The sequence below is a fragment of the Streptomyces sp. V4I2 genome, from assembly GCF_030817655.1.
GTDB lineage: Bacteria > Actinomycetota > Actinomycetes > Streptomycetales > Streptomycetaceae > Streptomyces > Streptomyces plumbiresistens.
The window spans coordinates 3,188,849-3,215,550 of sequence record NZ_JAUSZM010000003.1; the positions used below are offsets into that span (position 1 = coordinate 3,188,849).

22 protein-coding genes and 1 pseudogene are annotated in these 26,702 nt (G+C 71.3%); 13 read left to right on the top strand and 10 right to left on the bottom strand.

All coding sequences use genetic code 11. The annotated features are described in order from the left end of the window. Positions 1-14: 14 nt before the first annotated feature. Positions 15-887 (bottom strand): hypothetical protein, encoded by an 873-nt coding sequence (locus QFZ76_RS15520; protein ID WP_307674290.1) that lies wholly within the window; start codon positions 885-887, stop codon positions 15-17. A 162-nt stretch (positions 888-1,049) separates the two neighbouring features. On the opposite strand from QFZ76_RS15520, the gene QFZ76_RS15525 reads away from it, so the two are divergent. The 3 genes and pseudogenes from QFZ76_RS15525 to QFZ76_RS15535 all read left to right on the top strand — a co-directional run bounded on the left by QFZ76_RS15525 (position 1,050) and on the right by QFZ76_RS15535 (position 2,826). Next, a complete protein-coding gene (locus QFZ76_RS15525) occupies positions 1,050-1,826 on the top strand; it encodes a helix-turn-helix transcriptional regulator (RefSeq protein WP_307674291.1) in 777 nt (258 codons plus the stop codon). Then, the gene (locus tag QFZ76_RS15530) at positions 1,826-2,350 is read left to right on the top strand and encodes a pyridoxamine 5'-phosphate oxidase family protein (protein WP_307674292.1); all 525 of its coding nucleotides are present in this window, start codon (positions 1,826-1,828) and stop codon (positions 2,348-2,350) included. The genes QFZ76_RS15525 and QFZ76_RS15530 overlap by 1 nt, the downstream gene beginning before the upstream one ends. A gap of 33 nt (positions 2,351-2,383) precedes the next feature. Beyond that, positions 2,384-2,826: pseudogene (locus QFZ76_RS15535) on the top strand (VOC family protein). Positions 2,827-2,869: 43 nt separating this feature from the next. Here the strand turns inward: QFZ76_RS15535 and QFZ76_RS15540 are convergent. Continuing rightward, on the bottom strand, positions 2,870-4,231 hold the full coding sequence (locus tag QFZ76_RS15540; RefSeq protein WP_266440534.1) for a glutamine synthetase family protein: 1,362 nt from the start codon (positions 4,229-4,231) through the stop codon (positions 2,870-2,872). Between the two features lie 368 nt (positions 4,232-4,599). Here QFZ76_RS15540 and QFZ76_RS15545 point away from each other — a divergent pair, with 368 nt between their 5' ends. From QFZ76_RS15545 to QFZ76_RS15560, 4 genes are all read left to right on the top strand, one after another. Further along, positions 4,600-5,262 carry a DUF3105 domain-containing protein gene (locus QFZ76_RS15545; protein ID WP_307674293.1) on the top strand — a complete coding sequence of 221 codons (663 nt, stop codon included), beginning with the start codon at positions 4,600-4,602 and terminating at the stop codon, positions 5,260-5,262. Positions 5,263-5,273: 11 nt separating this feature from the next. Next, a complete protein-coding gene (locus QFZ76_RS15550) occupies positions 5,274-5,876 on the top strand; it encodes a DUF305 domain-containing protein (RefSeq protein WP_307674294.1) in 603 nt (200 codons plus the stop codon). 138 nt (positions 5,877-6,014) lie between these two features. After that, the gene (locus QFZ76_RS15555) at positions 6,015-7,955 is read left to right on the top strand and encodes a protease pro-enzyme activation domain-containing protein (RefSeq protein WP_307674295.1); all 1,941 of its coding nucleotides are present in this window, start codon (positions 6,015-6,017) and stop codon (positions 7,953-7,955) included. 112 nt (positions 7,956-8,067) lie between these two features. After that, positions 8,068-9,846 (top strand): NAD+ synthase, encoded by a 1,779-nt coding sequence (locus QFZ76_RS15560; protein WP_307674296.1) that lies wholly within the window; start codon positions 8,068-8,070, stop codon positions 9,844-9,846. Positions 9,847-9,895: 49 nt separating this feature from the next. On the opposite strand, the gene QFZ76_RS15565 is transcribed toward QFZ76_RS15560, so the two are convergent. The 5 genes from QFZ76_RS15565 to QFZ76_RS15585 all read right to left on the bottom strand — a co-directional run bounded on the left by QFZ76_RS15565 (position 9,896) and on the right by QFZ76_RS15585 (position 15,710). Then, positions 9,896-10,810, bottom strand: coding sequence for a GNAT family N-acetyltransferase (locus QFZ76_RS15565; RefSeq protein ID WP_307674297.1), 915 nt, complete (start codon positions 10,808-10,810; stop codon positions 9,896-9,898). 47 nt (positions 10,811-10,857) lie between these two features. Beyond that, a complete protein-coding gene (locus QFZ76_RS15570) occupies positions 10,858-12,072 on the bottom strand; it encodes an MFS transporter (protein WP_307674298.1) in 1,215 nt (404 codons plus the stop codon). 100 nt (positions 12,073-12,172) lie between these two features. Then, a complete protein-coding gene (locus tag QFZ76_RS15575) occupies positions 12,173-13,222 on the bottom strand; it encodes an endonuclease/exonuclease/phosphatase family protein (RefSeq protein WP_307674299.1) in 1,050 nt (349 codons plus the stop codon). A 193-nt stretch (positions 13,223-13,415) separates the two neighbouring features. Next, entirely contained in the window at positions 13,416-14,063 is a 648-nt protein-coding gene (locus tag QFZ76_RS15580; protein WP_307674300.1) for a TetR/AcrR family transcriptional regulator, read from the bottom strand. Positions 14,064-14,114: 51 nt separating this feature from the next. Continuing rightward, positions 14,115-15,710 (bottom strand): MFS transporter, encoded by a 1,596-nt coding sequence (locus QFZ76_RS15585; RefSeq protein WP_307674301.1) that lies wholly within the window; start codon positions 15,708-15,710, stop codon positions 14,115-14,117. Positions 15,711-15,903: 193 nt separating this feature from the next. On the opposite strand from QFZ76_RS15585, the gene panB reads away from it, so the two are divergent. The 3 genes from panB (at position 15,904) to QFZ76_RS15600 (ending at position 18,854) form a co-directional block, all read left to right on the top strand. Further along, positions 15,904-16,779: a 3-methyl-2-oxobutanoate hydroxymethyltransferase gene (gene panB / locus QFZ76_RS15590; protein ID WP_307674302.1), complete on the top strand. Its 876-nt coding sequence runs from the start codon at positions 15,904-15,906 to the stop codon at positions 16,777-16,779. Positions 16,780-17,010: 231 nt separating this feature from the next. Further along, positions 17,011-18,036, top strand: a complete 1,026-nt coding sequence (locus QFZ76_RS15595) for an ATP-binding cassette domain-containing protein (protein ID WP_307674303.1) — start codon at positions 17,011-17,013, stop codon at positions 18,034-18,036. Beyond that, entirely contained in the window at positions 18,033-18,854 is an 822-nt protein-coding gene (locus QFZ76_RS15600; RefSeq protein ID WP_307674304.1) for an ABC transporter permease, read from the top strand. Before QFZ76_RS15595 ends, QFZ76_RS15600 begins: the two co-directional genes overlap by 4 nt. A gap of 29 nt (positions 18,855-18,883) precedes the next feature. Here QFZ76_RS15600 and QFZ76_RS15605 read toward each other — a convergent pair whose 3' ends face one another. After that, positions 18,884-22,444: a BTAD domain-containing putative transcriptional regulator gene (locus QFZ76_RS15605; RefSeq protein ID WP_307674305.1), complete on the bottom strand. Its 3,561-nt coding sequence runs from the start codon at positions 22,442-22,444 to the stop codon at positions 18,884-18,886. Between the two features lie 266 nt (positions 22,445-22,710). Between QFZ76_RS15605 and QFZ76_RS15610 the strand changes: the two genes are divergently transcribed. Beyond that, on the top strand, positions 22,711-23,511 hold the full coding sequence (locus QFZ76_RS15610) for a site-2 protease family protein (protein ID WP_307674306.1): 801 nt from the start codon (positions 22,711-22,713) through the stop codon (positions 23,509-23,511). Here the strand turns inward: QFZ76_RS15610 and QFZ76_RS15615 are convergent. Beyond that, positions 23,501-23,680 carry a hypothetical protein gene (locus tag QFZ76_RS15615; protein WP_373464302.1) on the bottom strand — a complete coding sequence of 60 codons (180 nt, stop codon included), beginning with the start codon at positions 23,678-23,680 and terminating at the stop codon, positions 23,501-23,503. The two genes, QFZ76_RS15610 and QFZ76_RS15615, sit on opposite strands and share 11 nt — an antisense overlap. Before the next feature lie 96 nt (positions 23,681-23,776). After that, entirely contained in the window at positions 23,777-24,481 is a 705-nt protein-coding gene (npdG, locus tag QFZ76_RS15620) for an NADPH-dependent F420 reductase (protein WP_307674308.1), read from the bottom strand. 200 nt (positions 24,482-24,681) lie between these two features. On the opposite strand from npdG, the gene QFZ76_RS15625 reads away from it, so the two are divergent. Together QFZ76_RS15625 and QFZ76_RS15630 are read left to right on the top strand one after the other, a co-directional pair. Further along, on the top strand, positions 24,682-25,287 hold the full coding sequence (locus QFZ76_RS15625; protein WP_307674309.1) for a hypothetical protein: 606 nt from the start codon (positions 24,682-24,684) through the stop codon (positions 25,285-25,287). A gap of 76 nt (positions 25,288-25,363) precedes the next feature. Further along, positions 25,364-26,701, top strand: coding sequence for an MFS transporter (locus tag QFZ76_RS15630; protein ID WP_307674310.1), 1,338 nt, complete (start codon positions 25,364-25,366; stop codon positions 26,699-26,701). Position 26,702 lies beyond the last annotated feature (1 nt).

Genomic DNA, 26,702 nt, shown 5'->3' on the forward strand with positions numbered 1-26,702 from the left:
GCGCCTCAGAGGTTTCAGCGGGTCACCGACAGCGTCGCCGGTCGCCGCGGGTCCACGAGCACGCTGTCGCCCGGCCGGTCCGTGCCCTCGTCCGGGGGCAGGACGGCCGCGGTGTCCGGCGGTCCGGCGAGCGGCACCAGGACCTGTCGTACGGTGCCGGCGCGGCCGTCGCCGGGCAGCGAGGCGTACTGCACGTCGAGGCACTGCTTCCGCAGCCGCGCCAGCGCGGTCCCGACGGGCGTGCCCGCCACCATCTCCGGGAGGACCACCCGTCGGTCGGTCCAGCGGTCGAGCCGCGCGCACGCGCGGTCCTCGGGTGGCGGGGTGGGCTGTCCGGACCGACCCCCGTGCGGTCCGGACAGGGTGAGCCGGACGCGGTCCCCGCCGGTGGCGTTCGTGGTGTCGATCCGGATCGTGTCCCGTCGCAGCCACTGCAACGGGTGCCCGTCGAGGTCGGCACGCACCCAGTTCGCGGTGTCGACGAGGTACCCCGTTTCGACCGCCGGCTCCTCGGGCGGCGGCATCAGGCGGGCCCGCCCGCGCGAGGCTCGCTCCGTGACCGCCTCCGGCCAGTGCCGCAGGATCACCAGCAGGGCCCCGGCGGGCCGGGGGAAGGCGTGGGCACGGCCGGCGGTCACCGGGTACGCCCCGGCCGGCCTGACCGCCGTACGAGAGGTGCCGGAGAGCTGGACGTCGCCGCGGGAGCCGAGCGTGAAGGACGCGGTGGAGAACACCGTGTCGTCGTCCGTTCCGGCCGAAGCGGTGGGGGCCGTTCCGCCGCACCCGGTGGCGAGCAGTCCGGCGGCCACGGCGGCGGCGCCCGCGGCGAGGGCCGCGGGGCGGTGGGAATGGGTGCGCCCGTCATGGGTACGCAGGTGGGAGCGCATGGGATGACTCCGTCCGGTCCGGCGGCCGGGGCGGCCGCTGGTGTCGACACTGCTCGCGTCAACGGCCGTAGCCCATTCGGCATTTGACGAATCCCCGGCGCCCTGGGCGCGATCCGGGCGTAGATTCGCCGCAGACGAGAACCCCGGCCCCGGGAGGCCGCGATGGCACCACCCCTGACGACGGCCGAGGCGCAGCTGCGGCGCATGGCGGACATTCTGGACGAGGCCCGGGAGGACCGCTCGGACGACGTGCCCCCGCAGTCCCTGCTGTTCGGCCTGCAGCGGCTGGTCCCCTGCGACTGCGCCTGCTTCTCGGAGCTGGACATCCCGACCCGGATCGATCTCGCCGAGCAGGAGACGCCGTACGACGACTGGGGCGACATGGGCGACGGCGGCTCGATGGACGGGTACTGGCGCTGGCGGCACCAGCACCTGCAGTGCCTGCGGGTCTCGCAGGTGCACACGAGCCCCGAGGTCACGCAGATGACCGACTTCATGTCGGTGCGCGAGCTGACGAAGCTGCCGATCTACACGGAGTTCCTCCGCCCGTTCAAGAGCATCGCGGCGGTCGCCCTGCCCACCGCGCCGAACCGCACCCGGGTCTTCCAGTTCCTGCGCAGGGACCCGAAGCCCTTCACCGACCACGAGATGACCACCCTGCGCCTGATGGCCCCGCACCTGTACGCGATCTACACCGAGGCCGCCCGCCGGCGCCGGCCCCCCGTACAGCTGACCCTCCGCGAGCTGGACGTCCTGCGCTGCGTGGCCCGGGGACTGAGCACCCCGCAGATCGCCGAACAGCTCGTCGTCTCCGCCGGCACCGTCCGCAAGCACCTGGAGAACAGCTTCGCCAGGCTGGGCGTGTCGAGCCGCACCGCCGCTGTGGCCCGGGTGTTCCCCGAGGCACTCTGGGAAGAGACACCTCTGGAGGGCCGCTGATGACCGACAACGAATCCGCGCAGGCACCCACGACCCGGCTCGACCCCCGCTACAGCGACGAGGCCGCCACCGCGATCCCCTGGCCCGACGCCGAGGCACTGCTGTCCGCGGCGGAGCTGTTCTGGATCTCGACGGTACGGCCGGACGGGCGGCCGCATGTGACACCGCTGCCCGCGGTGTGGGCGCACGGCGCGCTGCACTTCTGCACCGGGCCCGACGAACGCAAAGCGAAGAACCTCGCGCACAATCCGCACGTCGTGCTGACCACCGGCACCAACATCTGGGACAAGGGCTACGACCTGGTGGTGGAGGGCGAGGCGGTGCGCGTGTCCGACGACGGCAGGCTGCGCGAGCTGGCCGCCGCGTGGGAGACGAAGTACGGCGAATTCTGGCGCTTCGAGGTACAGGAGGGGTATTTCCACCACGGTCCTGGACACGCCGTCGTCTTCGCGGTGGCGCCCCACACCGTTTTCGGCTTCGGTAAGGGGGAGCCGTTCAGCCAGACCCGCTGGCGGTTCGTCTGACACTCCCGTCAACGGCGACATGGAGGACCAGTGATGGAGTTCACCCTGGAAGTGATCCCGCTGCCCGTGACCGACATCGACCGGGCCAGGGACTTCTACCGGGACCGGGTCGGGTTCCACGTGGACATCGACCAGGAGGTCATGCCGGGCATGCGGATCGTCCAGCTGACCCCACCGGGCTCCGGCTGCTCGATCGCCCTCGGCGACAGCATCTGGGAGATGGCACAGGGCCCACGCCCCGCCCCCGGCTCCTACCAGGGCCTCCAGCTCTGCGTGACCGACATCAAGGCAGCCCACGCCCCGAGCTGGTCGAACGCGGCCTGGAGGTCTCCGAGCCGGTCCAGTACGCCCCCGACGACGGCGCGACCTTCATGTACTTCCAGGACCCGGACGGCAACGGCTGGGCGGTCCAGGAGTACCGGAGGCGGGTGACGGAGCCGCTGCACCAGGTACTGGCGAAACTGGCGGAACAGTAACGCCGCCAAGGGGCGCGGCAACCCCGCGCCCCACGGCGAGTCCCTACAGCACCGGCAGGTTCTTCCGCAGCTCGAACGCGGTGACCTCGCTGCGGTACTCCTCCCACTCCTGCCGCTTGTTGCGCAGGAAGAAGTCGAACACGTGCTCGCCCAGCGTCTCGGCGACCAGGTCGCTGCGCTCCATCAGCGTCAGCGCCTCGCCCAGGTTCTGGGGGAGCGGCTCGATGCCCATCGCGCGGCGCTCGGCGTCGGAGAGGGCCCAGACGTCGTCCTCGGCGCCCGGCGGGAGCTCGTAGCCCTCCTCGATGCCCTTGAGGCCGGCGGCCAGGAGCATCGCGTACGCCAGGTACGGGTTGGCGCCGGAGTCGATGGAGCGGACCTCGATGCGGGCCGAGCCGGTCTTGCCGGGCTTGTACATCGGTACGCGGACCAGGGCCGAGCGGTTGTTGTGGCCCCAGCAGATGTAGGAGGGGGCCTCGCCGCCGGCGCCCGCCGTGCGCTCCGAGCCGCCCCAGATGCGCTTGTAGGAGTTCACCCACTGGTTGGTGACCGCCGCGATCTCCGCCGCGTGCTTGAGCAGGCCCGCGATGAAGGAACGGCCGACCTTGGAGAGCTGGTACTCCGCGCCCGACTCGTAGAAGGCGTTGCGGTCGCCCTCGAAGAGGGACAGGTGCGTGTGCATCCCGCTGCCGGGGTGCTCGGAGAACGGCTTCGGCATGAAGGTCGCCTGGACGCCCTGCTCCAGCGCCACCTGCTTCATGACCAGGCGGAACGTCATGATGTTGTCCGCCGTGGAGAGCGCGTCGGCGTAGCGCAGGTCGATCTCCTGCTGGCCCGGGGCGCCCTCGTGGTGGGAGAACTCGACCGAGATGCCCATCGACTCCAGCATGGTGATCGCCTGGCGGCGGAAGTCCATGCCGATGTTCTGCGGGGTGTGGTCGAAGTACCCGGAGTTGTCGGCCGGGGTCGGCCGGGTGCCGTCGAGCGGCTTGTCCTTCAGCAGGAAGAACTCGATCTCCGGGTGGGTGTAGAAGGTGAAGCCCAGGTCGGAGGTGCGGGCCAGGGCGCGCTTGAGCACGTACCGCGGGTCCGCGAAGGACGGGGAGCCGTCCGGCATGAGGATGTCGCAGAACATGCGGGCCGTGCCGGGGGCCTCCGCACGCCACGGCAGGACCTGGAAGGTCGACGGGTCGGGCTTGGCGATCATGTCGGACTCGTAGACCCGGGCGAAGCCCTCGATCGCGGAGCCGTCGAAGCCGATGCCCTCGTCGAAGGCCTGCTCCAGTTCGGCCGGGGCCACGGCCACGGACTTGAGGAAGCCCAGCACGTCCGTGAACCACAGGCGTACGAACCGGATGTCACGCTCCTCCAACGTCCGGAGCACGAACTCCTGCTGCTTGTCCATCTTCCGCTTCCCCATCCTTGCTGGTCAGGCCGCCTGTCTCCCGTACCACAGGAGGCGGTCGGGCACCCGAGCATCCCACCACAACACCATTTCGTGCGCGTTGCGCGCCTTGATCGTCCGGCCGACCCAGGAGTGAACGCCTCACGTAGGGCGGGTGTACCGCTCTCCCGCCCATCTTGCCTGCTCGGACCCGTATACGTAATGCCGGGAGGTCCGGAACCTCCCCGGGGCCGGGTACCCCCGGTATCCGATCTTCTCCGGGTACCCGATCTTCGGCCATTCCTGTGCCCTCCCTACGAGAGTCCGCCCGTCCCCGATTACCATCAGCGGACCCGACCGGCTCCCTTTCCCCAGAAGGACACACACGCATGGGCTCCGCCAAGAACAGCAGCAGCGCCGCCCGCAAGGCCCGGATAGAGGAGATGCGGCGCGCCGAGCAGTCCCGTGACCGCCGCAACCGGATCCTCACCATCGCCGCCAGTGTGGTGGTCGTCACCGGCCTCGTGGTCGGCGGGGTGGTCCTGGTGAACTCGCAGTCCGACGACGACAGCACGGCGGCCGACGGGAAGACCACGGGGAAGTTCGTCACCGGCGCGGACGGGGTGAAGACCTGGGACACCAAGCTGAGCCAGACCCACGTCACCAAGGAAGTGAAGTACCCGATGGAGCCGCCGGTCGGCGGTGACCACAACCAGGTCTGGATGAACTGCAACGGCGACGTGTACACCGAGGCGATCAACAACATGAACGCCGTGCACTCCCTGGAGCACGGGGCGGTCTGGGTGACGTACACCAGCAAGGCCGCCAAGGCGGACGTGGAGGCGCTGGCGGCGAAGGTGAAGAGCACGCCGTACACGCTGATGAGCCCGGACGAGAAGCAGGCCGACCCGATCATGCTCTCCGCGTGGGGGAACCAGCGCACGGTGACGAGTGCCGACGACCCGAACGTCGCCAAGTTCTTCGAGAAGTTCGTGCAGGGCAAGCAGACACCCGAGCCGGGCGCGGCGTGCACGGGCGGTCTGTCGAAGTGAGGTCCGCGTCCGTGGCCGTCGCCGTGGCGGGCGTGCTCGTCGCGGCCGGCGCCATCAGTTACGCCGTCGCCGAGGACGAGGGTTCGAGCACGGTGCCCGCCGCCGACTCCGCGGACGCCGGGTTCGCGCGGGACATGGCGGTGCACCATCAGCAGGCCGTCGAGATGTCGTACATCGTGCGTGACCGCACCGACGACGAGGACGTGCGGCGCCTCGCGTACGACATCGCGCAGACGCAGGCCAACCAGCGCGGCATGATGCTGGGCTGGCTCGATCTGTGGGGGCTGCCGAAGGTGTCGGCGGACCCGCCGATGACCTGGATGGGCATGGGCGGGATGGCCTCCGGCAAGGACGGGGCACTGATGCCGGGCATGGCGACCAACACCGAGCTGAAGAAGCTGGGCACGCTGAACGGCAAGCAGGCCGAGGTCTTCTATCTCCAGCTGATGACGGACCATCACAAGGGCGGGGTCCACATGGCCGAGGGCTGTGTGGACCAGTGCACGGTCGGCGTGGAGAAGCGGCTCGCACAGGGCATGGTCAACGCGCAGGAGTCGGAGATCGACCTGATGACGGACCTGCTCAAGGAGCGGGGCGCCGAGCCCCGTTCATAGCGCGGCAACCCTCAAATGGCTTTGTCATTGCGTTAATTGGGCTCTTCTTGGCATGCGTATTCCCCTGGCGTGAACGGTTCGTCGCGAGAGTGGCCACCGTCGAGTGATCCACTCGCGACGAACCGCACAGGGGGTTCCATGAGATCCAACCGCGCCAAGATGCGCGCCGGGGTGAGCATGGCGGCGACACTGCCGATGCTCGCGGGCGCGCTGGCGCTCGGCATACCCGTGGCGCACGCGGCGGACAACCCGGGCCGGGCCACGCTGGCCGGGACCAAGCCGGCGTGGGCCACGGCCAAGGCCGACAAGGGCGCGACCGCCGACAGTTCCAAGGTGTCCGCCCGCGTCTATCTCGCCGGGCGGGACGCCGCCGGCCTCGCCGCGTACGCGAAGGCCGTGTCCGACCCGTCCTCCGCCTCGTACGGCACGTACCTGAGCACACGGGCGGCGCAGGACCGCTACGGCGCGACCGAGGCCCAGGTGGCGGCGGTCAGGTCCTGGCTGACGTCCGCCGGTCTCAAGGTCACGGGCGTCACGCAGCACTACGTGTCCGTCTCCGGTGACGTGTCCGCCGCCGAACAGGCCTTCGGCACCCAGCTCCACAACTACGCCAAGGGTGCCAAGACCTACCGCGCGCCCGCCAAGACGGCCTCCGCGCCGGACAGTCTGAACGGTGCCGTCCTGACCGTCACCGGCCTGGACAACGCCCCGCACCTGGCGAGCCACAGCGACACGCTGCCGCCGCCGGACGCGGTGTTCAAGAACGCCGGGCCGTTCTCCTCGTACTACGGCTCCACCGTGGCGAGCACGCTGCCGGACGCGTACGGCGGGAAGATCCCGTACGCCGTCGAGGGCTACACCGGCAAGCAGTTGCGGGCCGCGTACGGCGCGGGCAGCTACACGGGCAAGGGGGTGCGGGTCGCCATCACCGACGCGTACGCCTCGCCGACCATCGCCCACGACGCGGCCACCTACGCGAAGAAGCACGGCGACGCGGCCTACACGGGCGGACAGCTGAGCCAGGTCCTGCCCAAGAAGTACGCCCACACCGACGAGTGCGGGGCGGCCGGCTGGTACGGCGAGGAGACCCTCGACGTCGAGGCCGTGCACGCGGTCGCGCCCGCCGCGGACATCACGTACGTCGGCGGCGCGTCATGCTACGACGACGATCTGCTCGACTCGCTGAGCAAGGTCGTCGACGGGCACCTGGCGGACATCGTGTCCAACTCGTGGGGCAGCATCGAGTCCGCCCAGACGCCCGACCTCCAGGCCGCCTACGACCAGGTCTTCCAGTTCGGCGCGGTCGAGGGCATCGGCTTCTACTTCTCCTCCGGCGACAACGGCGACGAGGTCGCGAACACCGGGACGAAGCAGGTCGACTCCCCGGCCAACTCGGCGTGGGTGACGGCGGTCGGCGGCACCTCGCTGGCGGTCGGCAAGGGCGACAAGTACCTGTGGGAGACCGGCTGGGGCACCGAGAAGGCCATGCTGTCCGCGGACGGCACGAGCTGGACGGACTTCCCCGGCGCGTTCACCTCGGGCGCGGGCGGCGGCACCAGCGCGACGGTCGCCGAGCCCTTCTACCAGCAGGGTGTCGTCCCCGGCGCGCTCGCCACGGCCAACAGCGCCGCCGGCAACCGCGTGGTCCCGGACATCTCGGCGATCGCCGACCCGAACACCGGCTTCAAGGTCGGCCAGACGCAGACCTTCCCGGACGGGTCGCAGCAGTACAGCGAGTACCGCATCGGCGGCACCTCGCTGGCCGCGCCGGTCATCGCGGCCGTACAGGCCCTCGCCCAGCAGGCGCGCGGCGGCAAGGCGATCGGTTTCGCCAACCCGTCGATCTACGCCAGGTACGGGACGAAGGCGTACCACGACGTCACGGACGACCCCACGGGCTCCGGCCTCGCGGTGGCCCGCGTCGACTACACCAACAGCTACGACGCGTCGCAGGGCCTGCTCACCTCCGTGCGCACCCTCGGCGCGGACAGCTCGCTCGAGGCCGTGAAGGGCTACGACGACGTCACCGGCGTGGGTACGCCGGCGGGCGGCTATGTGGAGTCGTACCGGCGTCGCTGATCCGGTGAGCGGTACGGGATCTCTCTGATCCAGCGGTACGGGATGGGGTGGCGTGAAGTGGCCCACACTTCACACCACCCCATCGCGTCGCACTGACGATTACACTGGGCCCGTGCCTCAACTACGTCTCGCCCTGAACCAGATCGACTCACGCGTCGGTGACCTCGCCGGGAACACCGAGACGATCCTCCGCTGGACCCGGCACTCCGCCGAGCAGGGAGCGCACCTGGTGGCGTTCCCGGAGATGGCGCTGACCGGGTATCCCGTCGAGGACCTCGCCCTGCGCTCGTCCTTCGTGGAGGCGTCCCGCGCGGCCCTGCGCGAGCTCGCCGCACGGCTCGCCGAGGAGGGCTTCGGGGAGCTTCCGGTGGTCGTCGGCTACCTCGACCGGTCCGAGTCCGCGCAGCCGAAGTTCGGCCAGCCGCCCGGCGCGCCCCGCAACGCTGGAGCGGTGCTGCACCGCGGCGAGGTGGTCCTGACCTACGCCAAGCACCACCTGCCGAACTACGGCGTCTTCGACGAGTTCCGCTACTTCATGCCCGGCGACACCATGCCGGTCGTGCGCGTGCACGGCATCGACGTGGCCCTCGCCATCTGCGAGGACCTGTGGCAGGACGGCGGCCGCGTGCCGGCGGCGCGCTCCGCCGAGGCCGGGCTGCTGCTGTCCATCAACGCCTCGCCGTACGAGCGCGACAAGGACGACACCCGGCTGGAGCTGGTCCGCAAGCGCGCCCAGGAGGCGGGCTGCACCACCGCCTACCTCGCCATGATGGGCGGGCAGGACGAGCTGGTCTTCGACGGCGACTCGATCGTCGTCGACAAGGACGGCGAGGTCGTCGCGCGGGCGCCGCAGTTCTCGGAGGGCTGCGTGGTGCTGGACCTCGACCTGCCGGCCGCCTCGGTGGACGCGCCGACCGCCCGCGACGGAGTCGCTAATGGACAACGTGTCGACGACGGTCTGCGCATCGACCGGGTCGTCCTGTCCGAGGACCCGCTGCCCGCGTACCAGCCCGAACTCACCGGGGCCTACGCGGACCGTCTCGACGACGCCGAGGAGGTCTACTCGGCGCTGGTCGTGGGCCTGCGGGCGTACGTCGCGAAGAACGGCTTCAGCTCGGTCCTGATCGGCATGTCCGGCGGTATCGACTCGGCGCTGGTCGCGGCGATCGCGTGCGACGCGGTGGGCGCACAGAACGTGTACGGCGTGTCGATGCCCTCGAAGTACTCCTCCGAGCACTCGAAGGGGGACGCGGCGGAGATGGCCCGGCGGACGGGGCTGAACTTCCGTACGGTGCCGATCGAGCCGATGTTCGACGCGTACATGGGCTCGCTGGGGCTGACCGGGCTGGCGGAGGAGAACCTCCAGTCCCGACTGCGCGGCACGATGCTGATGGCGATCTCCAACCAGGAGGGCCACATCGTCCTCGCGCCCGGCAACAAGTCGGAGCTGGCGGTGGGGTATTCGACGCTGTACGGCGACTCGGTGGGCGCGTACGGGCCCATCAAGGACGTCTACAAGACGTGGATCTTCCGCCTGGCCCAGTGGCGCAACAAGGCGGCGGCCGAGCGGGGTCAAACCCCGCCGATCCCGGAGAACTCGATCACCAAGCCGCCGAGCGCGGAGCTGCGGCCGGGGCAGGTCGACACGGACTCCCTGCCGGACTATCCGGTGCTGGACGGGATCCTCGAACTGTACGTCGACCGGGACCAGGGCGCCGACGCGATCGTCGCCGCCGGGTACGACCGGGAGCTGGTCGTGAAGACGCTGCGGATGGTCGACACGGCGGAGTACAAGCGGCGGCAGTATCCGCCGGGTACGAAGATCTCGGCGAAGGGGTTCGGCAAGGACCGCCGGCTGCCGATCACTAATGGCTGGCGGGAGTCGGTGTAGTCGTCGCGCGGGGTCAACGGTCGTTGACCGTCGACCCCGCAGCGTCTGCTCAGCGTCCCTGACCGGCTTCCGGTTCGGCATACGCGAAGTCGTACGCGGCCCAATCGGTGAGCGTGCGATAGCCGAGGCGCTGGTAGAGGGCGTTGCTGGTGGGGTTGGACAGGTCGGCGAACAGGACGACATCCCTCGCGCCCGCGGCCAGCGCCGCCCGGCTCACCTCCGCCGCCACGGCGCCCGCGTAGCCGCGACCGCGCAGGTGGGCCGGGGTGTAGACGATGTCCACCTGGATCTGGCCGCCGATCATCGGGTTCATGCCCGCGATGGAGACGGGGGTGCCCTCGGGGGTTTCCCACAGCGTGTAGCGCTTGTCGGCGAAGCGGGTGTCGGCCCACGTCTGGGCGTCTATCGAGACGTCTTCCCCGACGGCCTTGGCGAACTCGCCGCACCAGAACATGACTTGCTCGAGATCCTGCTCACCCAGGACGCGACCCCGGCCCGCCGGCAGCGGCTCCGGCGGGGTGAGCGTGCCGAGGCGGTACAGACGGAGCCGCGTGTCGCGGCGTCTCGGCGTCGCGCCGGTGTGCCGCTGCCAGGCCTCGGCGAAAGCGGCGGCCGTGCCGTGGTCCGCGCTGACGGAGGGGAGGGAGTGTCCAGCGGCGGCCAGGTGGGCGGCGAGGGAGTCGGCCTGCTCGGGCGTGAGTGGGGAGAGGCCGAAACCCCGGGGCGGGAGCCGGTAGAAGGTGGCGTGGACCTCGCCTGCCCGCTCCAGCACGCCGAAGACGGGAGCTTCGGCGCCGAACGCCTCCGCCCCGCGCGCTCGCACTCTCTCGGCCCAGGTCAACTGCATGACGTGCGGGCCGGGTCGAGAGCGCAGGAAGTCTCCGGCTCGGGCGAGGAAGTCGTCGACGTCTTCGGTGAGGTGCCAGTCATCCGGTTCGGTGAGGTGCCAGTCATCCGGTCGCATGCTTCATGATTTCTCATTCAGCAGGCTGTGGGTGTGCTGTTCGGACCTCAGCGGTGCAACGCCTCGACGTCCCGCGGAACGTGGGTCGCGACCAGCCGCCCCTGAGGGGCGACAACCCGCCGCCGGTCCACTACAGCCGCCGCACCGGCGACCGCCAGACCCAGCACGGCCAAGCCCGCACCCGCCAGCGCCGGAGACGTCACCCCGAACCCCGCGGCCAGCGCGACGCCCCCGATCCACGCACCCCCGGCGTTGGCCAGGTTGAACGCCGCCTGGTTCGCGGAGGACGCCAGGGACGGGGCGGCCGAGGCCTTCTCCATCACCATCAGCTGCAACGGCGAGCCGGTCACGAACGCCGCCGTGCCGAGCAGCACGACCGCAAGGCCCGCGCTCCACTCCGCGCTCATGAGCAGCGGGAACAGCGCCAACACGGCCACCAGGGCGATCAGTCCGCCGAACAGCGTGCCGCGCAGGGAGTGGTCGGCGAGGCGTCCGCCCAGCAGGTTGCCGGCGGTCGCGCCGACGCCGAACAGCGCCAGCAGCAGCGTCACGCTGGAGTCGGCGAAGCCGGCGGCGTCGGTGAGCATGGGCGTGATGTAGCTGTACGCGGCGAACAGCGCGCCGAAGCCCGCGACGGTCGTGCCGAGCGCGAGCCAGACCGGGAGGGAGCGCAGCGCGGCGAGTTCGCCGCGGACGCCGACGCGCGGGGCGTGGGCGTCGTCGTGGGCGATGAGCTTGGCCAGGGCCGCGATGGCCACGACGCCGATCGTGCTGACGCCGAGGAAGGTCGCCCGCCAGCCCAGCTGCTGGCCCATGAGGGTGGCGACGGGCACGCCCGCGATGTTGGCGACGGTGAGGCCGAGGAACATCAGGGAGACCGAGCGGGCCTTGCGCTCCGGCGCCACCATCGTCGTGGCGACGACGGCACCCACGCCGAAGAAGGCGCCGTGCGGGAGGCCGCTGAGCAAGCGGGCCGCCAGGAGCCAGTGGTAGTCGGGGGCGAAGGCGGAGAGCGCGTTGCCGGCCACGAACAGGACCATGAGGCCGATCAGGACCGTGCGGCGGGACATGCGCGCGGTGACCGCGGCGAGCAAGGGGGCACCGACGACCACGCCCAGCGCGTACGCGGAGACCAGATGGCCGGCCTCGGGGAGCGAGATGTTCAGGTCGTCCGCGACGTCGGGCAGCAGGCCCATCATCACGAACTCGGTCGTACCGATGCCGAAGGCGCCCACGGCGAGGGCGAGCAGGGCCAGGGGCATGAAAAGACCATTGCCTTTCGAGGGAGAGCGGAGTTCCGTACGAAGCATATGTTCAAGTACGGAACAAAGACTCCCTCGGCCGGTATTCCGGCAGGTGACGTCAGGATGACGTGTCGACGTTCACACGCGCGGCCACCGGAAGGTGGTCGCTCCCGGTCCGCGGAAGCGTCCAGGAGCTCAGCGGCTCGATGCCCTTCACCATGATCTGGTCGATCCGCGCCATCGGGAACGACGCCGGCCAGCTGAACCCGAAGCCGCTGCCCGCCGCGCCCTGCGTGGAACGCATCTGGGAGGTGACGGCGTTGAGCGAGCGGTCGTTCATGGTGCCGTTCAGGTCACCGAGCAGTACGACCCTGGTCAGCTTCTCGTCGGCGATGGCCTCGCCGAGGGCGTCGGCGCTCTTGTCGCGCTGGTGGGCCGTGAACCCGGCCTCCACCTTCACCCGCACCGACGGCAGATGGGCGACGTACACGGCGACCTGCCCGGCGGGCGTGGTCACCGTGGCGCGCATGGCGCGCGTCCAGCCCAGCTTGATGTCCACGGGCCTGAGTCCGGTGAGCGGGTACTTGCTCCACAGACCGACGGTGCCCTGCACCGAGTGGTACTTGTACGTCGACGTCAGCGCCTTCTCGTACGTCGGGACCGCCGTCTCCGTCAGCTCCTCCAGGGCGACCACGTCCGCGCCGGACGCGGCGACGTCGCGGGCGGTGCCGGCGGGGTCGGGGTTGTCGGCGTTGACGTTGTGCGTGGCCATGGTGAGGTCGCCGCCGGTGGCGGCCTTGTCGGTGAGGAGGCTGCCGAAGAGGTTGAACCAGACGGCCGACAGGAGCAGCACCGCGACCAGGGCGGTCGCGGACTTCCGTACCAGGGCGAGAACCAGCAGCACTGGCACGGCGAGACCCAGCCAGGGCAGGAAGGTCTCGATGAGGCTGCCGAGGTTGCCGAAGCGGTTGGGGATCTGCGCGTGCAGCAACATGATCAGGGCGATCAGCACCGCGAGCGCCGTGACGACGAGGCCGCGGCGCCAGATGCGCTTGTCACCGCGCCAGCCGGCCAGGAGGCGGTCCGTCAGGCGCCGGAATCGGGCTCCCCGGCGCTCGGGTCCCGAGCCTCCGTTGTCCGTCTCCGTCATGTACGCCTGCTGCGCCATACCGTCGCCTCACTGCCTGCCGTGCACACCGTTCGCCCCCCGTGTCCTACGACCCTAGGGGATGATCGCCGCTGTTCCTGCCGTCCCATGACGGCCGTACGGGCACGAGGACGTACAAGTCGGCGCCGCGAGTTCCGGTCACGCCGGGGGAAAGCGCCCTCTGTGACGAAACGCGCACACGGGCGGGACAGCCCTACGCGGAGGGCGAACTGACGGGTGGTGAACTGACGGGCCGTAGCCCTTCCAGCACCATGTCGACGATCTGTTCGGACAGGCCCGCGGGGAGATCGGCGTCCGGGCGCATGACGGTGCGCACGAGCATGGGGCCCGCGAACATGTCGTTCATCAGCTCGACGTCGATGTCCCCGCGCAGCTCGCCGTTCTCCTGTCCGCGACGCAGGACGTCGAGCTGGATCCGGCGGCGAGGTGCGATGACGGTCGCGTGGTAGGCGGCCCAGACCTTCGGGCTGCTCTTCATCTGGGCGTAGACGCTGTGCAGAAGCGCGGACGAGCGGGTCATCAGCCCACGTTGGCGCAGTTGTTCGAGGAGGGCCACGAGGTCGTCGCGGATCGACGTGCCGGGGAGTTCCGGGTCCGCCGGCTCCGCCGTGCGTACGACGTCGACGAAGAGTTCCTCCTTGCCGCTCCAGCGGCGGTAGATGGTGGCCTTGCCGACGCCCGCGGTACGGGCGATGCGCTCGATGGACAGCTCGGCGAGCGGAACGCCGTCCTCCAGGAGCTTCATCACCGCCTCGACGATGGCGCGCTCCACGGCCTCGCTGCGGGGACGCCCCCGTGCGGGGCCGTCCTGCGCGGGTCGGCTGTCGGCGAGGCTGCTCACGTTCGCTGGTCCCTTCTGTGGCCTGGGGTGATTCTCCCCCGGATACGGCCGCTACTCCGCCTCCGCCAACTCCTGCTCCGCCTTGCCCTTGTCCCGCTGAGGTGTCGGCACCTTCCCCGGCAGGTACAGGGCGACGACGACCGCGCCGAAGACCGCCACGCCCGCTCCCCACAGCGCCGTGACGTGCATGGCGTGCAGGAACGCGTCGTTGGCGGAGCCGACGAGTGCCTCGCCCCTGGGGCCGAGCTTCGCGGCGGCACCCAGGGTCGACTCGATGGACTCCCCCGCGGTGTGGCGCAGGCCGGCGGGCAGCGCGCCGAGCTTGTCCTCGATGCCGCCGCGGTACGCCGTGGAGAGCACCGAGCCGAGTACGGCGATGCCCAGCGCGCCGCCGACCTGGCGGAAGGTGTTGCTGAGCGCGGAGGCGGAGCCGGCCTTCTCGCGGGGCAGGGCCTGCATGATGACGACGCTGACCGGCGTCATGATGTGGGCCATGCCGGTGCCCATGAGGAAGAAGATCACCTCGAGGATCCAGATCGGGGTGTCCGCCTCCAGCGTGGCGAACGCGGCCAGCATCGCGGCGATGATCAGCATGCCGGCCGTGGTGGTGGCCTTGTAGCCGAAGCGGTCGACGAGCAGCCGGGCGCGCGGCGCGAAGATCATCTGGGCGGCGGCCAGCGGCAGCATCAGCAGACCGGTCTGCAGCGGGGAGTAGCCGCGCACGCTCTGGGTGTAGAAGACCGAGAAGAAGGTCACGCCCATCAGCGCGAAGAAGACCAGCGCGATGGCGGCGATCGCGGCCGAGAAGACCTTGTCGCGGAAATAGGTGACGTCGATGGACGGGTGGCTGCTGCGCTTCTCGAACACGACGAAGGCGACGAGGACCAGGACACCGGCGGCGATGGTCGCCAGGACCGTCGGGTCGGTGAAGTCGGCGATCTGGCCGCCCTTGATGATGCCGTAGACGAGCAGGACGAGGCCGACGACGGACAGCACGACGCCGACGGGGTCGAGCCGGCCGGGGTTCGGGTCGCGGGAGTCGGGCACCAGCCACAGCATCAGCGCGAGGGCGATGACGACGATCGGCACGTTGATGAGGAAGACCGAGCCCCACCAGAAGTGGTCGAGCAGCACACCGCCGGTGATCGGCCCGATGGCGATGGCCAGACCGACGCCACCGGCCCAGATCCCGATGGCCTTCGGCTGCTCCTCGCGCTCGAAGACGTTCATCAGGACGGCGAGGGTGGCCGGCATCACGAAGGCGGCGCCGAGGCCCATCAGCGCGCGGAAGGTGATCAGCTCGCCCGGTGAGCCGGAGGAGGCGGCGAGGGCGGAGCCGATGCCGAACACGACGAGCCCGCCCATCAGGACCTTCTTGCGGCCGAGCCGGTCGCCGAGCAGGCCGGCGCTGAACAGCAGGCCGGCGAAGACCAGGGTGTACGCGTTGATCGCCCACTCCAGCTCGCCCTGGGTGGCGCCCAGGCCGGTGGGGGCGGGTGTCGAGATCGTCTTGATGGCGACGTTCAGGATCGAGTTGTCGAGCACCACGATCAACAGGCTCAGCATCAGGACGCCGAGGATCAGCCAGCGGCGCCGGTGCACCGCTTCCGGTATTCGGGACCGGGAGTCAGGAACTGCGGTAGTCATGCGTTCGAGCGTACGTCCATTTCGATACGGCACCGTCTCGTATCGTAAACATTTTACCCAGCTCTTACGTGCCGGAACCGTCACACGGACCTCCGCGGGCCCTCCCCTAGCCCTCCCTGGCACGAGGTGCCACCATGGAGGGGATCCGGGGACGCCGTAAGGGCGCCTCGAGATGACTGAAGGAGCCGTTGCAATGACGCAGCTTTCGGCTGCCCAGCCTGCGCAGCAGAAACCCTCCGACGGCAGCAAGGCGCTGTACGGGGGCAAGGGCACGCGCCGTATCACCGTCCGCGACATCGCCGCCGCCAAGGAGCGCGGCGAGAAGTGGCCCATGCTCACCGCGTACGACGCGATGACCGCGTCCGTCTTCGACGAGGCCGGCATCCCGGTCATGCTCGTCGGGGACTCGGCGGGCAACTGTCACCTCGGGTACGAGTCCACCGTGCCCGTCACCCTCGACGAGATGACCATGCTCTCCGCGGCCGTCGTCCGGGGCACCCAGCGCGCCCTGATCGTCGGCGACCTGCCCTTCGGCTCCTACCAGGAGGGTCCGGTGCAGGCGCTGCGCTCGGCGACCCGGCTGGTCAAGGAGGCCGGGGTCGGGGCCGTCAAGCTGGAGGGCGGCGAGCGATCGCACCGGCAGATCGAACTGCTGGTGGAGTCCGGGATCCCCGTGATGGCCCACATCGGGCTGACCCCGCAGTCCGTGAACGCCATGGGCTACCGCGTCCAGGGGCGCGGCGAGGAGGCGGCCCAGCAACTGCTGCGGGACGCGAAGGCGGTGCAGGACGCGGGCGCGTTCGCGGTGGTCCTGGAGCTGGTTCCGGCGGAGCTGGCGGCCGAGGTGACGCGGGTGCTGCACATTCCGACCGTCGGGATCGGCGCCGGTCCTCAGACGGACGCGCAGGTGCTGGTGTGGACGGACATGCTCGGGCTGACCGGGGGGCGGATGCCGAAGTTCGTGAAGCAGTACGCGAATCTGCGTGAGGTGATGGGGAACGCGGCGAAGGCGTTCGCGGAGGACGTGGTCGGCGGGGCGTTCCCGCTCGAGGAGCACAGCGTCCACTGAGCCACTGCGGCACCACTGCAGCCCGCCGATCTTCCCCCGTCGGCGGGCTGTTGCCGCTCTCGGCTCCGACCGTCCCTGGAGGCTCCGCCCCCGGACCCCCGGCCTGTGCCCACCCACCACCCGTCTCGGTCGGCCGAGAGGTGCACCAACAGACCCAGCCGTCGGTGCCCTGCAGGTGGCTGTCGGCGGACTGTCGGTCGTTTGTCGGTGGGGACTGACAAGGTCGTCCCCATGACGCGAATCGACAAGAACCCCAGTGGCGCCGGCAGCGCCGTGACCGTGCGGGGGCTGGTCAAGCACTACGGCCAGACCAAGGCGCTGGACGGGGTCGACCTGGATGTGCGGGAGGGCACCGTGATGGGGGTGCTCGGGCCGAACGGGGCCGGGAAGACCACGCTCGTACGGATCCTGTCCACCCTGATCCAGCCCGACGCCGGACAGGCGACCGTCGTCGGCTACGACGTCGTCCGGCAGCCCCGGCAGCTGCGCCGGGTGATCGGACTGACCGGACAGTACGCCTCCGTGGACGAGAAGCTCCCCGGCTGGGAGAACCTCTACATGATCGGCAGGCTCCTCGACCTGCCCCGCAAGGACGCCCGCGCGCGGGCCGACGAACTGCTGGAGCGGTTCTCGCTCACCGAGGCGGCCAGGCGTCCGGCGGCGACGTACTCGGGCGGCATGCGGCGGCGCCTCGACCTCGCCGCGTCGCTGATCGGACACCCGGCCGTGCTCTACCTGGACGAACCGACGACCGGTCTGGACCCGCGTACCCGCAACGAGGTGTGGGACGAGGTGAAGCGGATGGTCGGCGACGGCGTCACCGTCCTGCTCACCACCCAGTACATGGAGGAGGCCGAGCAGCTCGCCTCGGAGCTGACGGTCGTCGACCGCGGCAAGGTGATCGCGAACGGCGCGATCGAGGAGCTGAAGGCGAAGGTCGGCGGCCGCACCCTGCGCATCCGCCCGCTCGACCCGCTGCAGCTGCGCCCCCTGGCCGCCCATCTCGACGAGCTGGGCATCACCGGCCTCGCGTCCACCACCGTGGACACCGAACGCGGTGCCGCGCTGGTCCCGATCCTCAGCGACGAGCAGCTGACCGCCGTGGTCGGCGCGGTCACCGCGCGCGGCATCACGCTCTCCTCCATCACCACCGAACTGCCCAGCCTGGACGAGGTGTTCCTGTCCCTCACCGGCCACCGCGCCAGTGCCCCGCAGGACGCCACGCCCGCCGACGACCGCCAGGAGGTCGCCGTATGAGCGCCACCGCACTCGCCCCGACCGACCTCAGGGCGGAGGCCCGGATCCCGCTGCGCGGCCATCTGCGCCACACCGGTGCGCTGGTCCGCCGCAACCTGCTGTGGATCCGCCAGGACCCGGAGTCGATGTTCGACGCCATCCTGTTCCCGGTCATCTTCACGCTGCTGTTCGTGTACGTCTTCGGCGGCTCCATCGGGCAGTCGCTCGGCGGCGGGCAGGAGGCGTACGTGCAGTACGTCGTGCCGGGTCTGATGGCCATGATGGGCATGAACATGGCCCAGGGGGTCGGCACCGGCTTCAACCAGGACTTCAACACCGGTGTCATGGACCGCTTCCGGTCCCTGCCGATCGGGCGCGGCTCGGTGCTGTTCGCCAAGATCGCGGTGGAACTGCTGCGGATGCTGTTCGCGACCGTGGTCCTGATGATCGTCGGCGTGCTGGTGGGCTTCGACATCACCAACTGGACCGGTCTGCTCGCCGCCGTGGGGCTGTCCGCCGTCTTCGGCTCGGCCCTGATGTGGGTGTTCCTCACGCTCGGCGTGGTGATGAAGAACGCGCAGTCCGTGCAGGCCATGGGCTTCCTGGTGCTGATGCCGCTGCAGTTCGGCTCGTCGATCTTCGCGCCGACCCAGTCGATGCCGGGCTGGCTGCAGAACTTCACCGACTACAACCCGCTGTCCGCGCTCGCGGACGCCGCGCGCGGGCTGATGGTGGGCGGTCCGGCCGCGCACGACGTGTGGCTGACCCTCGCCTGGTCGGCGGCCATCACGGCGGTGATGGCGCCGGTCGCCATCCACAAGTTCCGGACCAAGGCCTGACCGGGCGCCCGCAGCACGACGGGTGCGCGTCAGACCAGGGCGGCGGCCTCCGCGAAGGAGAGGCCGCCGCCCTCGGCGTACGCCGCCTCGTACGTCTGGTCGTCGAGCACGGCGCGGGTCCGCCGCTCGGCCCGGTCGCGGATCTCGCGCTCCATGGCCGGCATGACGTGGCGGGGCGGCAGCAGGGTCTCGGCGGCGCCCATGCAGCGGGCGGCGTCACGGGCGCGGTGTCCGCCGTCGAGACCGGCGAGGGCTGTCGCGGCGGTGACCAGGTAGGAGGAGCGCATCGACGGCGCGATGGCGATGGCCAGCGGGTCGTCGGCCTGTTGCAGCGCCCGCCGGACCTTGGTCAGAGCGTCCTCGTGCCGGTCGTCCAGGGCGTCCAGCCAGGCCTCCGCCCCGAGGATGTAGGCATCGAAGATCACGAACAGGGCGAGCTTGAACTCCTCGCGCAGCAGCCGGAGTTGTTCGCGCGCCTCGGGGATCCGGTCGGTCATCCCGAGCCGGCCGGCAAGGAAGAGCCGGGCGGCGGGCATCGCCTCGTTGCCCGAGCCCTCGTTGCTGTCGATCACCTCGCGCAGCAGGCGTTCCCCGCGCTCGGCCTCGCCGGCCTCGATCAGCGCGCTGCCCAGTCGGGCGGAGAGCACCCCCTTCTGGGCGCGGGCGCCGAGCCGCTCCGCCTTCGCGATCGCCGCCTCGAAGTCGGCGGCGGCAAGCCGGTACTCGCCGCTGCGTTCCCGGGCCTCGCCGCGCGCGGAGAGCGCCTCGGCGATGCCCCAGAGGTCGCCCAGGCGCCGGTAGATCTCCAGCGCCTCGTCGGCGTCGCGGGTCGCGTCGCCCGCCCAGTCGGTGCGGTTGGCGAGCAGGTTGGCCCGCATGTGCAGACTGGCGGCGAGCTCCCACTCGTAGCCCGGCGCGTCGCGGCAGGTACGGACATTGGCGTCGATCACCTCGCGCACCCGGTCCATGTCGCCGGTGAGCATGACGGCGAAGAACCAGAGGGAACCGGGGTTGCGGCAGGTCTGCGGCATGCCGGGCCGGTAGGTCCGGGCGATCACCCGCAGCTTCTCCTGCGCCTGCGGGGTCTGCCAGGCGTCCATCTCCATGTCCATGCAGGCGAGATGGACGAGGTGGACACCGCGCCGGGCCTCCTGGAGGACCTCACCGGTCCACGGGAGCGGCACCTGCGTGCAGAGCTCCCACAGCGGCTCGGCGGGGCGGACGGGCGCCGCGAACGGGTCGGGGCCGAGGGCCTGCACGTCGCGCGACCAGTTGCGGGCGGCCAGGCGCAGGTCGCGCATCTGCCAGTACCAGCACATGGACAGGACCAGACACAGCGCCTCCTGCTCGTCGCCCGCCGCGACGGCGTGCGTCAGGGCGACGCGGATGTTCTCGCCCTCGCGCTCCAGCCGGTCGATGGCCGCGCGTTGGCCGGCGCCCCGAAGCAACGGGTCGGTGGTGCGGGCGAGTTCGCGGTAGTACGTCAGATGCGCGCGTTCGGCCTCCTGGCGGGCGCCGGCCTCGTCGAGCCGTTCGCCCGCGTACTCGGCGACGGTCTCCAGGAGCCGGTAGCGCATCCCCTCGTCGCCCGAAGGGGCGGCCACGACAAGGGACTTGTCGACGAGCGAGCCGAGCGCGTCGAAGGCGGCGGGTCCGCACACGGCCTCGGCGGCGGCGAGGTCGCAGCCGCCGGCGAAGACGGACAGCCGTCGCAGTACGTCCCGTTCGCCCTCGTCGAGCAGTTCCCAGGACCAGTCGACGACCGCCCTGAGTGTCTGCTGGCGGGGCAGGACCGTACGGCTGCCGGAGGTGAGCAGCCGGAAGCGGTCGTCGAGCCGGTCGGCGATCTGACGCGGGGTCAGCAGACGCAGCCGGGCGGCGGCCAGCTCGATGGCCAGCGGCAGACCGTCCAGCCGCCGGCAGATCTCGGCACAGGAGGCGGGGTCGTCCTCGATCCGGAAGCCGGGCCGGGCCGCGGCCCCGCGCTCGGCGAGCAGCCTCAGCGCGACGGGCTCCGGCAACGGCTCCACGGGCCGCAGCAACTCCCCCGGTACGCCGAGTGGTTCGCGGCTCGTGGCCAGCACCGTAAGCCCCGGACAGCGCTCCAGCAACTCCTCCACCAGCCGGGCGGCGGCCTCCACGACGTGCTCGCAGTTGTCGAGGATCAGCAGCATCCGGCGCCTGCCGCAGTGTTCGGAGAGCCGCTCGACGGGATCGTCGTGCCGCTCGCCCCCGGCCCGCATGGCCTCCGCCCCCGCGCCGTACAGCACGGTCTCCCGCGCCCCCACGGCGGTCAGCACGGCCTCCGGTACGGCCTCCGGGTCGTCCACGGGCGCGAGCTCGGCCAGCCACACCCCGTCCCGCGCCGACTCTCCCACCGCCTCCGCGGCCTCCTGCGAGAGCCGCGTCTTCCCGGCCCCACCGGGCCCGAGCAGGGTGACGAGCCGGGCGGCGGCGAGATCCTCCCGGATGGCATCGATGTCGGCCTCCCGGCCGACGAAGGAGGTGAGGCGGGCGCGGAGGTTGCCCGGGGGCGGGGGTACGGGGGCGGGCAGGGGTCCGCCGGGGGTGCGGGAGCCGGGGGTGTGGGAGCCGGGGGTGTGGGAGCCGGGGGTGTGGGCTGCCGCCCCAAGTCCGGACAAGCCCTGCGGGCCGCCCCCGGCGCCGGACGGCGTACCGTACGCGCCCTCGTCGGCTGTGCCCGGCAGCGACCCGTGCACGCGCCCGTCGGCGGTGCCGGACGGCGGGACGGACGGGTCGCCCCCGTCGCCCCCGTCGCCCCCGTCAGCCGCGCGGGACGGCCCGGCCGCCCGCACGCCGTAGCCCGGCGAACGCCCACGCGCAGGCGCGCCGGAGCCGTCCGGCCGCAGCAACTCCCCGTACAGCGCCCTCAGTTCCGGGCCCGGGTCCGCCCCGAGCCGCTCCGCCAGCAGCTGTCGTACGGCCTCGTAGGCGGCCAGTGCCTCCGCCGTGCGGCCGGCGTCGCGCAGGGCGCGCAGGCGCAGTGCCTGGAGGGGTTCGTCCAGGGGGTGGGTGTCGCACAGGGCGGTGAGTTCGGGCAGGGACTGTTCGGCGTGGCCGAGGGCGAGGGCGGCGGTGTGGCGGGCGCGCAGGACGTCGAGGCGGCGGGTCTGCCGACGGGCCGCCTCGGCGGTGCGGTCGGGCAGGTCGGCGAGGGCGGGGCCGCGCCACAGGGTGAGGGCGTCGTCGAGGACGACGGCCGCCTTCGCGGGGTCGCCGTCGGCCAGCGCACGGGTGCCCTCGTCGGCCAGCCGCTCGAAACGGTGCAGGTCGACGTCGTCGGGCGCGGCGGTGAGGCGGTAGCCGCCGTCCACCGAGGCGATCGCGTCCGCACCGAGCGCCCGCCGCAGCCGCCCGACCAGCGCCTGCAGCGCGCCCGTCGCGTCGGCGGGCGGGTCGCCGTCCCCCCACACCTCCTCGACCAGAAGCCCCGCGGGCACGGTCCGGCCGGCCCGCAGCGCCAGCACGGTCAGCAGCGCACGCAGCCGCGCCCCGCCTACGGGGACGGGCGTGCCGTCTGGGCGGAGGGCCTGGGTGGTGCCGAGGATGCGGTAGCGCACGGGGTCCATTGTCTCCGGTGGCGTCGGGGCCGGTCACGGGGTTCCGGCGGTGCGGTGCGGCGCGCGGCGCCGGGGATGGGGACGAGGCGTCGCTTAAAGCGGGCCAGGGGGTCGGCGGGTTCCGCGCGGTCCGGCTGCCGACCCCCGTAGAACACGTGCCAAAGCCCCATGAGCCCCACCCTCCATGGAACCCCTGGGGGACCGCGAGACGTTTTCCCCGTGCGCCCGGTACCGTCGGGCAGTCCCACCGCGTGCACGAGAGTCCAGGGAGCCCCATGACCACCGCCACCACCCGCCACAGTGAACGGCGGATCAGTCCCGTCTTCCTCGGGATCCTCGCCGTGACGGCGGTGACCGGCTGGGCCACCTGGACCGGGTTCGCCGAGCAGCCCGGGTTCTCGGTGTTCCTGTTCGTGACGGCCGCGTGGATCGTCTCCCTGTGCCTGCACGAGTACGCGCACGCGCGCACCGCCCTGCACAGCGGCGACATCTCGGTCGGCGCGAAGGGCTATCTCACGCTGAACCCGCTGAAGTACACGCACGCCCTGCTGAGCATCGTGCTCCCCGTGATCTTCGTGATCATGGGCGGGATCGGTCTGCCCGGCGGTGCCGTGTTCATCGAGCGCGGCCGGATCCAGGGGCGCTGGCGGCACAGTCTGATCTCGGCGGCCGGTCCGCTGACGAACGTCCTGTTCGCGATCGTCTGCACGGCCCCGTTCTGGCTGGACGCCCTGGACGGCGTGCCGGCCGACTTCCGCCTGGCCCTCGCCTTCCTCGCCCTGCTCCAGGTCACCGCCGCGATCCTGAACTTCCTGCCGGTCCCGGGCCTGGACGGCTACGGCGTCATCGAACCCTGGCTGTCGTACAACCTCAAGCGCCAGGTGGAGCCCTTCGCGCCCTTCGGCCTGCTGTTCGTGTTCGCTCTGCTGTGGCTGCCGGCGGTCAACGGCGTGTTCTTCGACGTGGTCGACTCGATCCTGAAGAGCCTCGGGATCCATGAGTTCGAGACGTACTGCGGTCAGGAGCTGTACCGCTTCTGGCAGGGCACGAACGAGTTCTGCCAGGTCAGCCAGTGACGGACTTGCGCACCTTCTCGCGCTTCACGTAGTACCAGCACATGTTGGACGACAGCCCCGCGAGCAGCACCCAGACGATCCCCAGGAAGTCGCCCTGGACGAAGGAGACGACCGCCGCGGCCACGGCGAGGAGGCAGACGACGAGGGCGTAGAGGGCGAGGCGGGGCATGGGGTGATTCTCCTGTCGGGGGACACTGCACTGCTTGCTGTACTGCTGCTTGCTGCAACTGCTTCGCCGAACAGTGTCCCCCATGCGCTCATCCGCTCACACGTCGGTGATACGGAGTCCCGCGTGCGCCTTGTAGCGGCGGTTCACGGAGATCAGATTGGCGACCAGCGACTCGACCTGGTGGGCGTTGCGCAGGCGCCCGGAGAAGATGCCGCGCATGCCGGGGATGCGGCCGGCCAGTGCCTGGACGATCTCCACGTCCTCGCGTACCTCGCCGAGGACCATCACGTCGGTGTCGATCTCCTCGACCGCCGGGTCCTGGAGGAGGACCGCCGAGAGGTGGTGGAAGGCAGCCGTCACCCGCGAGTCCGGCAGCAGCGCGGCGGCCTGCTCGGCGGCGCTGCCCTCCTCCGGCTTCAGCGCGTACGCGCCCTTCTTGTCGAAGCCGAGCGGGTTGACGCAGTCCACGACGAGCTTGCCCGCCAGTTCCTCGCGCAGCGACTCCAGGGTCTTGCCGTGCCCCTCCCACGGCACGGCGACGATCACGATGTCGCTGCGCCGGGCCGTCTCGGCGTTGTCGGCACCCTCGACGCCGTGCCCGAGCTCCTCGGCGGCGGCCTGGGCCCGGTCCGCGGCGCGCGAGCCGATGATCACCTTCTGCCCGGCCCTGGCCAGCCGGTAGGCGAGGCCCTTGCCCTGCGGGCCGGTGCCCCCGAGCACGCCGACGACCAGCCCGGAGACGTCGGGCAGGTCCCAGGGGTCCTTGGCAGGGGCCTTCTGTGCACTGTCGGTAGAGGTCATGGGCCGACTTTACGTCCGCCTTGCCCACGGTGAGGGACCGGGTGAGCCGCGTCACGGGTACGTGCCGACGCTCACGAGGGAGCGAGGCCGGCCACCGTGGGTGCCCACCGCCGGGCAGCCGCCCTGCCCCTTGCCCAAGTTGGGCGAATTCGGGCCGAACCGCTGCCTGTGAGGCACCGGTTGAGGCAGGATGCGGTCACATGGATGCCGTACGGGTCGCATTGCTGCGCGAAGTGCTCGCCGGAACCGAGTGGTTGGGGGCGACGCGCCGGTTCGCGGGGACGCTGCGGGGGTCCGTGGTGTCGTACGGCGGCGGACTGCTGCTCGTCGGCACGGCGGAGTACGAGCCCTGGCATCTCGCGGCCCACCTGGTGGACGAGGCCGCGTGGTCGGGGACGCCGGAGCTCGCCCCGACCCTCGTACGGCACGACGCGCGCCCGTCCGACCCCGCGCATCTGTCGGTCGGGCCGGGGCGGTTGGCCGCCGCGCGGCGCAGCGAGACGCTGCTGGTCGTCTCGCCGCGGGGACCGGGTGCTCCGCTGCTGGAGCGGGTGCACGACGCCCGGCGGGCCGGGGCGACGGTACTGGCGCTGGGCGACGGCGGGGCCGAACTCACGGCGATGGCCCACGAGTCGCTGACCGTGCCGGACGGGGCGGAACTGGACCTGGACAGCGTGCAGCACCTGGTGAGCGCGGCGGTCGGCGAGAACGCGCTGCCGTCTCCGTCACGGGGGCGCCGGCGTTTCCGGGACAGGCTGTCCAGGCTGGCGGACGAACTGACGGCACCGCCCCCGGCCCGCTGGTGAGCTTCCCCGTCCACCCACCCGCGCCCGGGTGAAAAGCAGTTGCCCGGCATCACCCCGCACCCGACCATGACGCCTCATGACGGACGACGCCGCCGAGCCCCCTAAGCCCCACTCCCCCGCCGACGCCCCGCCCTCCGGCCTTCGCGCCCTCCTCCCCGATCTCGCCCCCTGGCGGACCTCCCGTGACTTCCGGCGGCTGTGGTACTCGGGGCTGATCTCGAACTTCGGGAGTTTCCTCACCTTCGTCGCGCTGCCGGTGCAGGTGAAGGAGCTGACCGGGTCGGCCGCGGCGGTGGGGGCCATCGGGGCCGTGGAGCTGGTGCCGCTGGTGGTGTTCGGGCTGTACGGCGGGGCGCTCGCGGACGCGTGGGACAAGCGGAAGCTGATCATGTGGACGGAGGCCGGGCAGGGGCTGCTCAGCGCGGTGCTGCTGGTGAACGCCCTGCTGCCGGGCCCGGCCCTGTGGCCGCTGTACGTCGTCGCCGCCCTCTCCTCCGCCCTCGTCTCCGTGCAGCGGCCCGCGCTCGACTCGCTGTGGCCGCGGATCGTGGCCCACGAGCACCTGACGGCGGCGGGCTCCCTGAACGCCCTGCGCTGGACGGTCGGCGGGGTCGCGGGCCCGGCGCTGGCGGGTGTGGTGGTCGCCTACGCGGGTCTCGGCTGGGCGTACGGCGCCGACCTCGTCACCTTCGTCGTCTCCATGGCCCTGATGGTCCGTATCGCCGCCTCCCCCGCCTCCCACGAGGCGGCGAAGCCGTCACTGAAGGCCATCGCCGAGGGCGCCCGGTACGCCTGGAACCGCAAGGAGCTCCTCGGCACCTACGCCGTCGATCTCGCCGCGATGTTCCTGGCGATGCCGCTGGCCGTGCTGCCGTTCCTCGCGGACGAACTGGACGCCGAGTGGTCGCTGGGTCTGATGTATGCCTCTGTCCCGGCCGGAGCGATGCTGGTGAGTCTGACCAGCGGCTGGACCTCGCGGATCCGGCGGCACGGGCGGATGGTGGTGCTGGCGGCCGCGCTGTGGGGTTTGGCCGTCGCGGGGGCCGGGCTCGTCGGCGACGTATGGCTGGTGCTGCTGTTCCTGACCCTGGCCGGCTGCGCCGACATGGTCAGCGGCATCTTCCGCGGGGCCATGTGGAACCAGACGATCCCCGACGAGCTGCGCGGGCGGCTCGCCGGGATCGAGCTGCTGTCGTACTCGGTCGGACCGACGGTGGGTCAGATGCGGTCCGGTGGTTTCGCGGCCTGGCTGGGGGTGCGGACGTCGGTCTGGTCGGGCGGGCTGCTGTGCGTGGGCGCGGTGGGGCTGCTGGCGCTGTGCCTGCCGAAGCTGATGACGTACGACGTGCGGACGAACGAGCACGCGGTGCGGCTGCGCGAACAGCGCGCGGCAGCCGCACCCGTCGAAGCGTGAT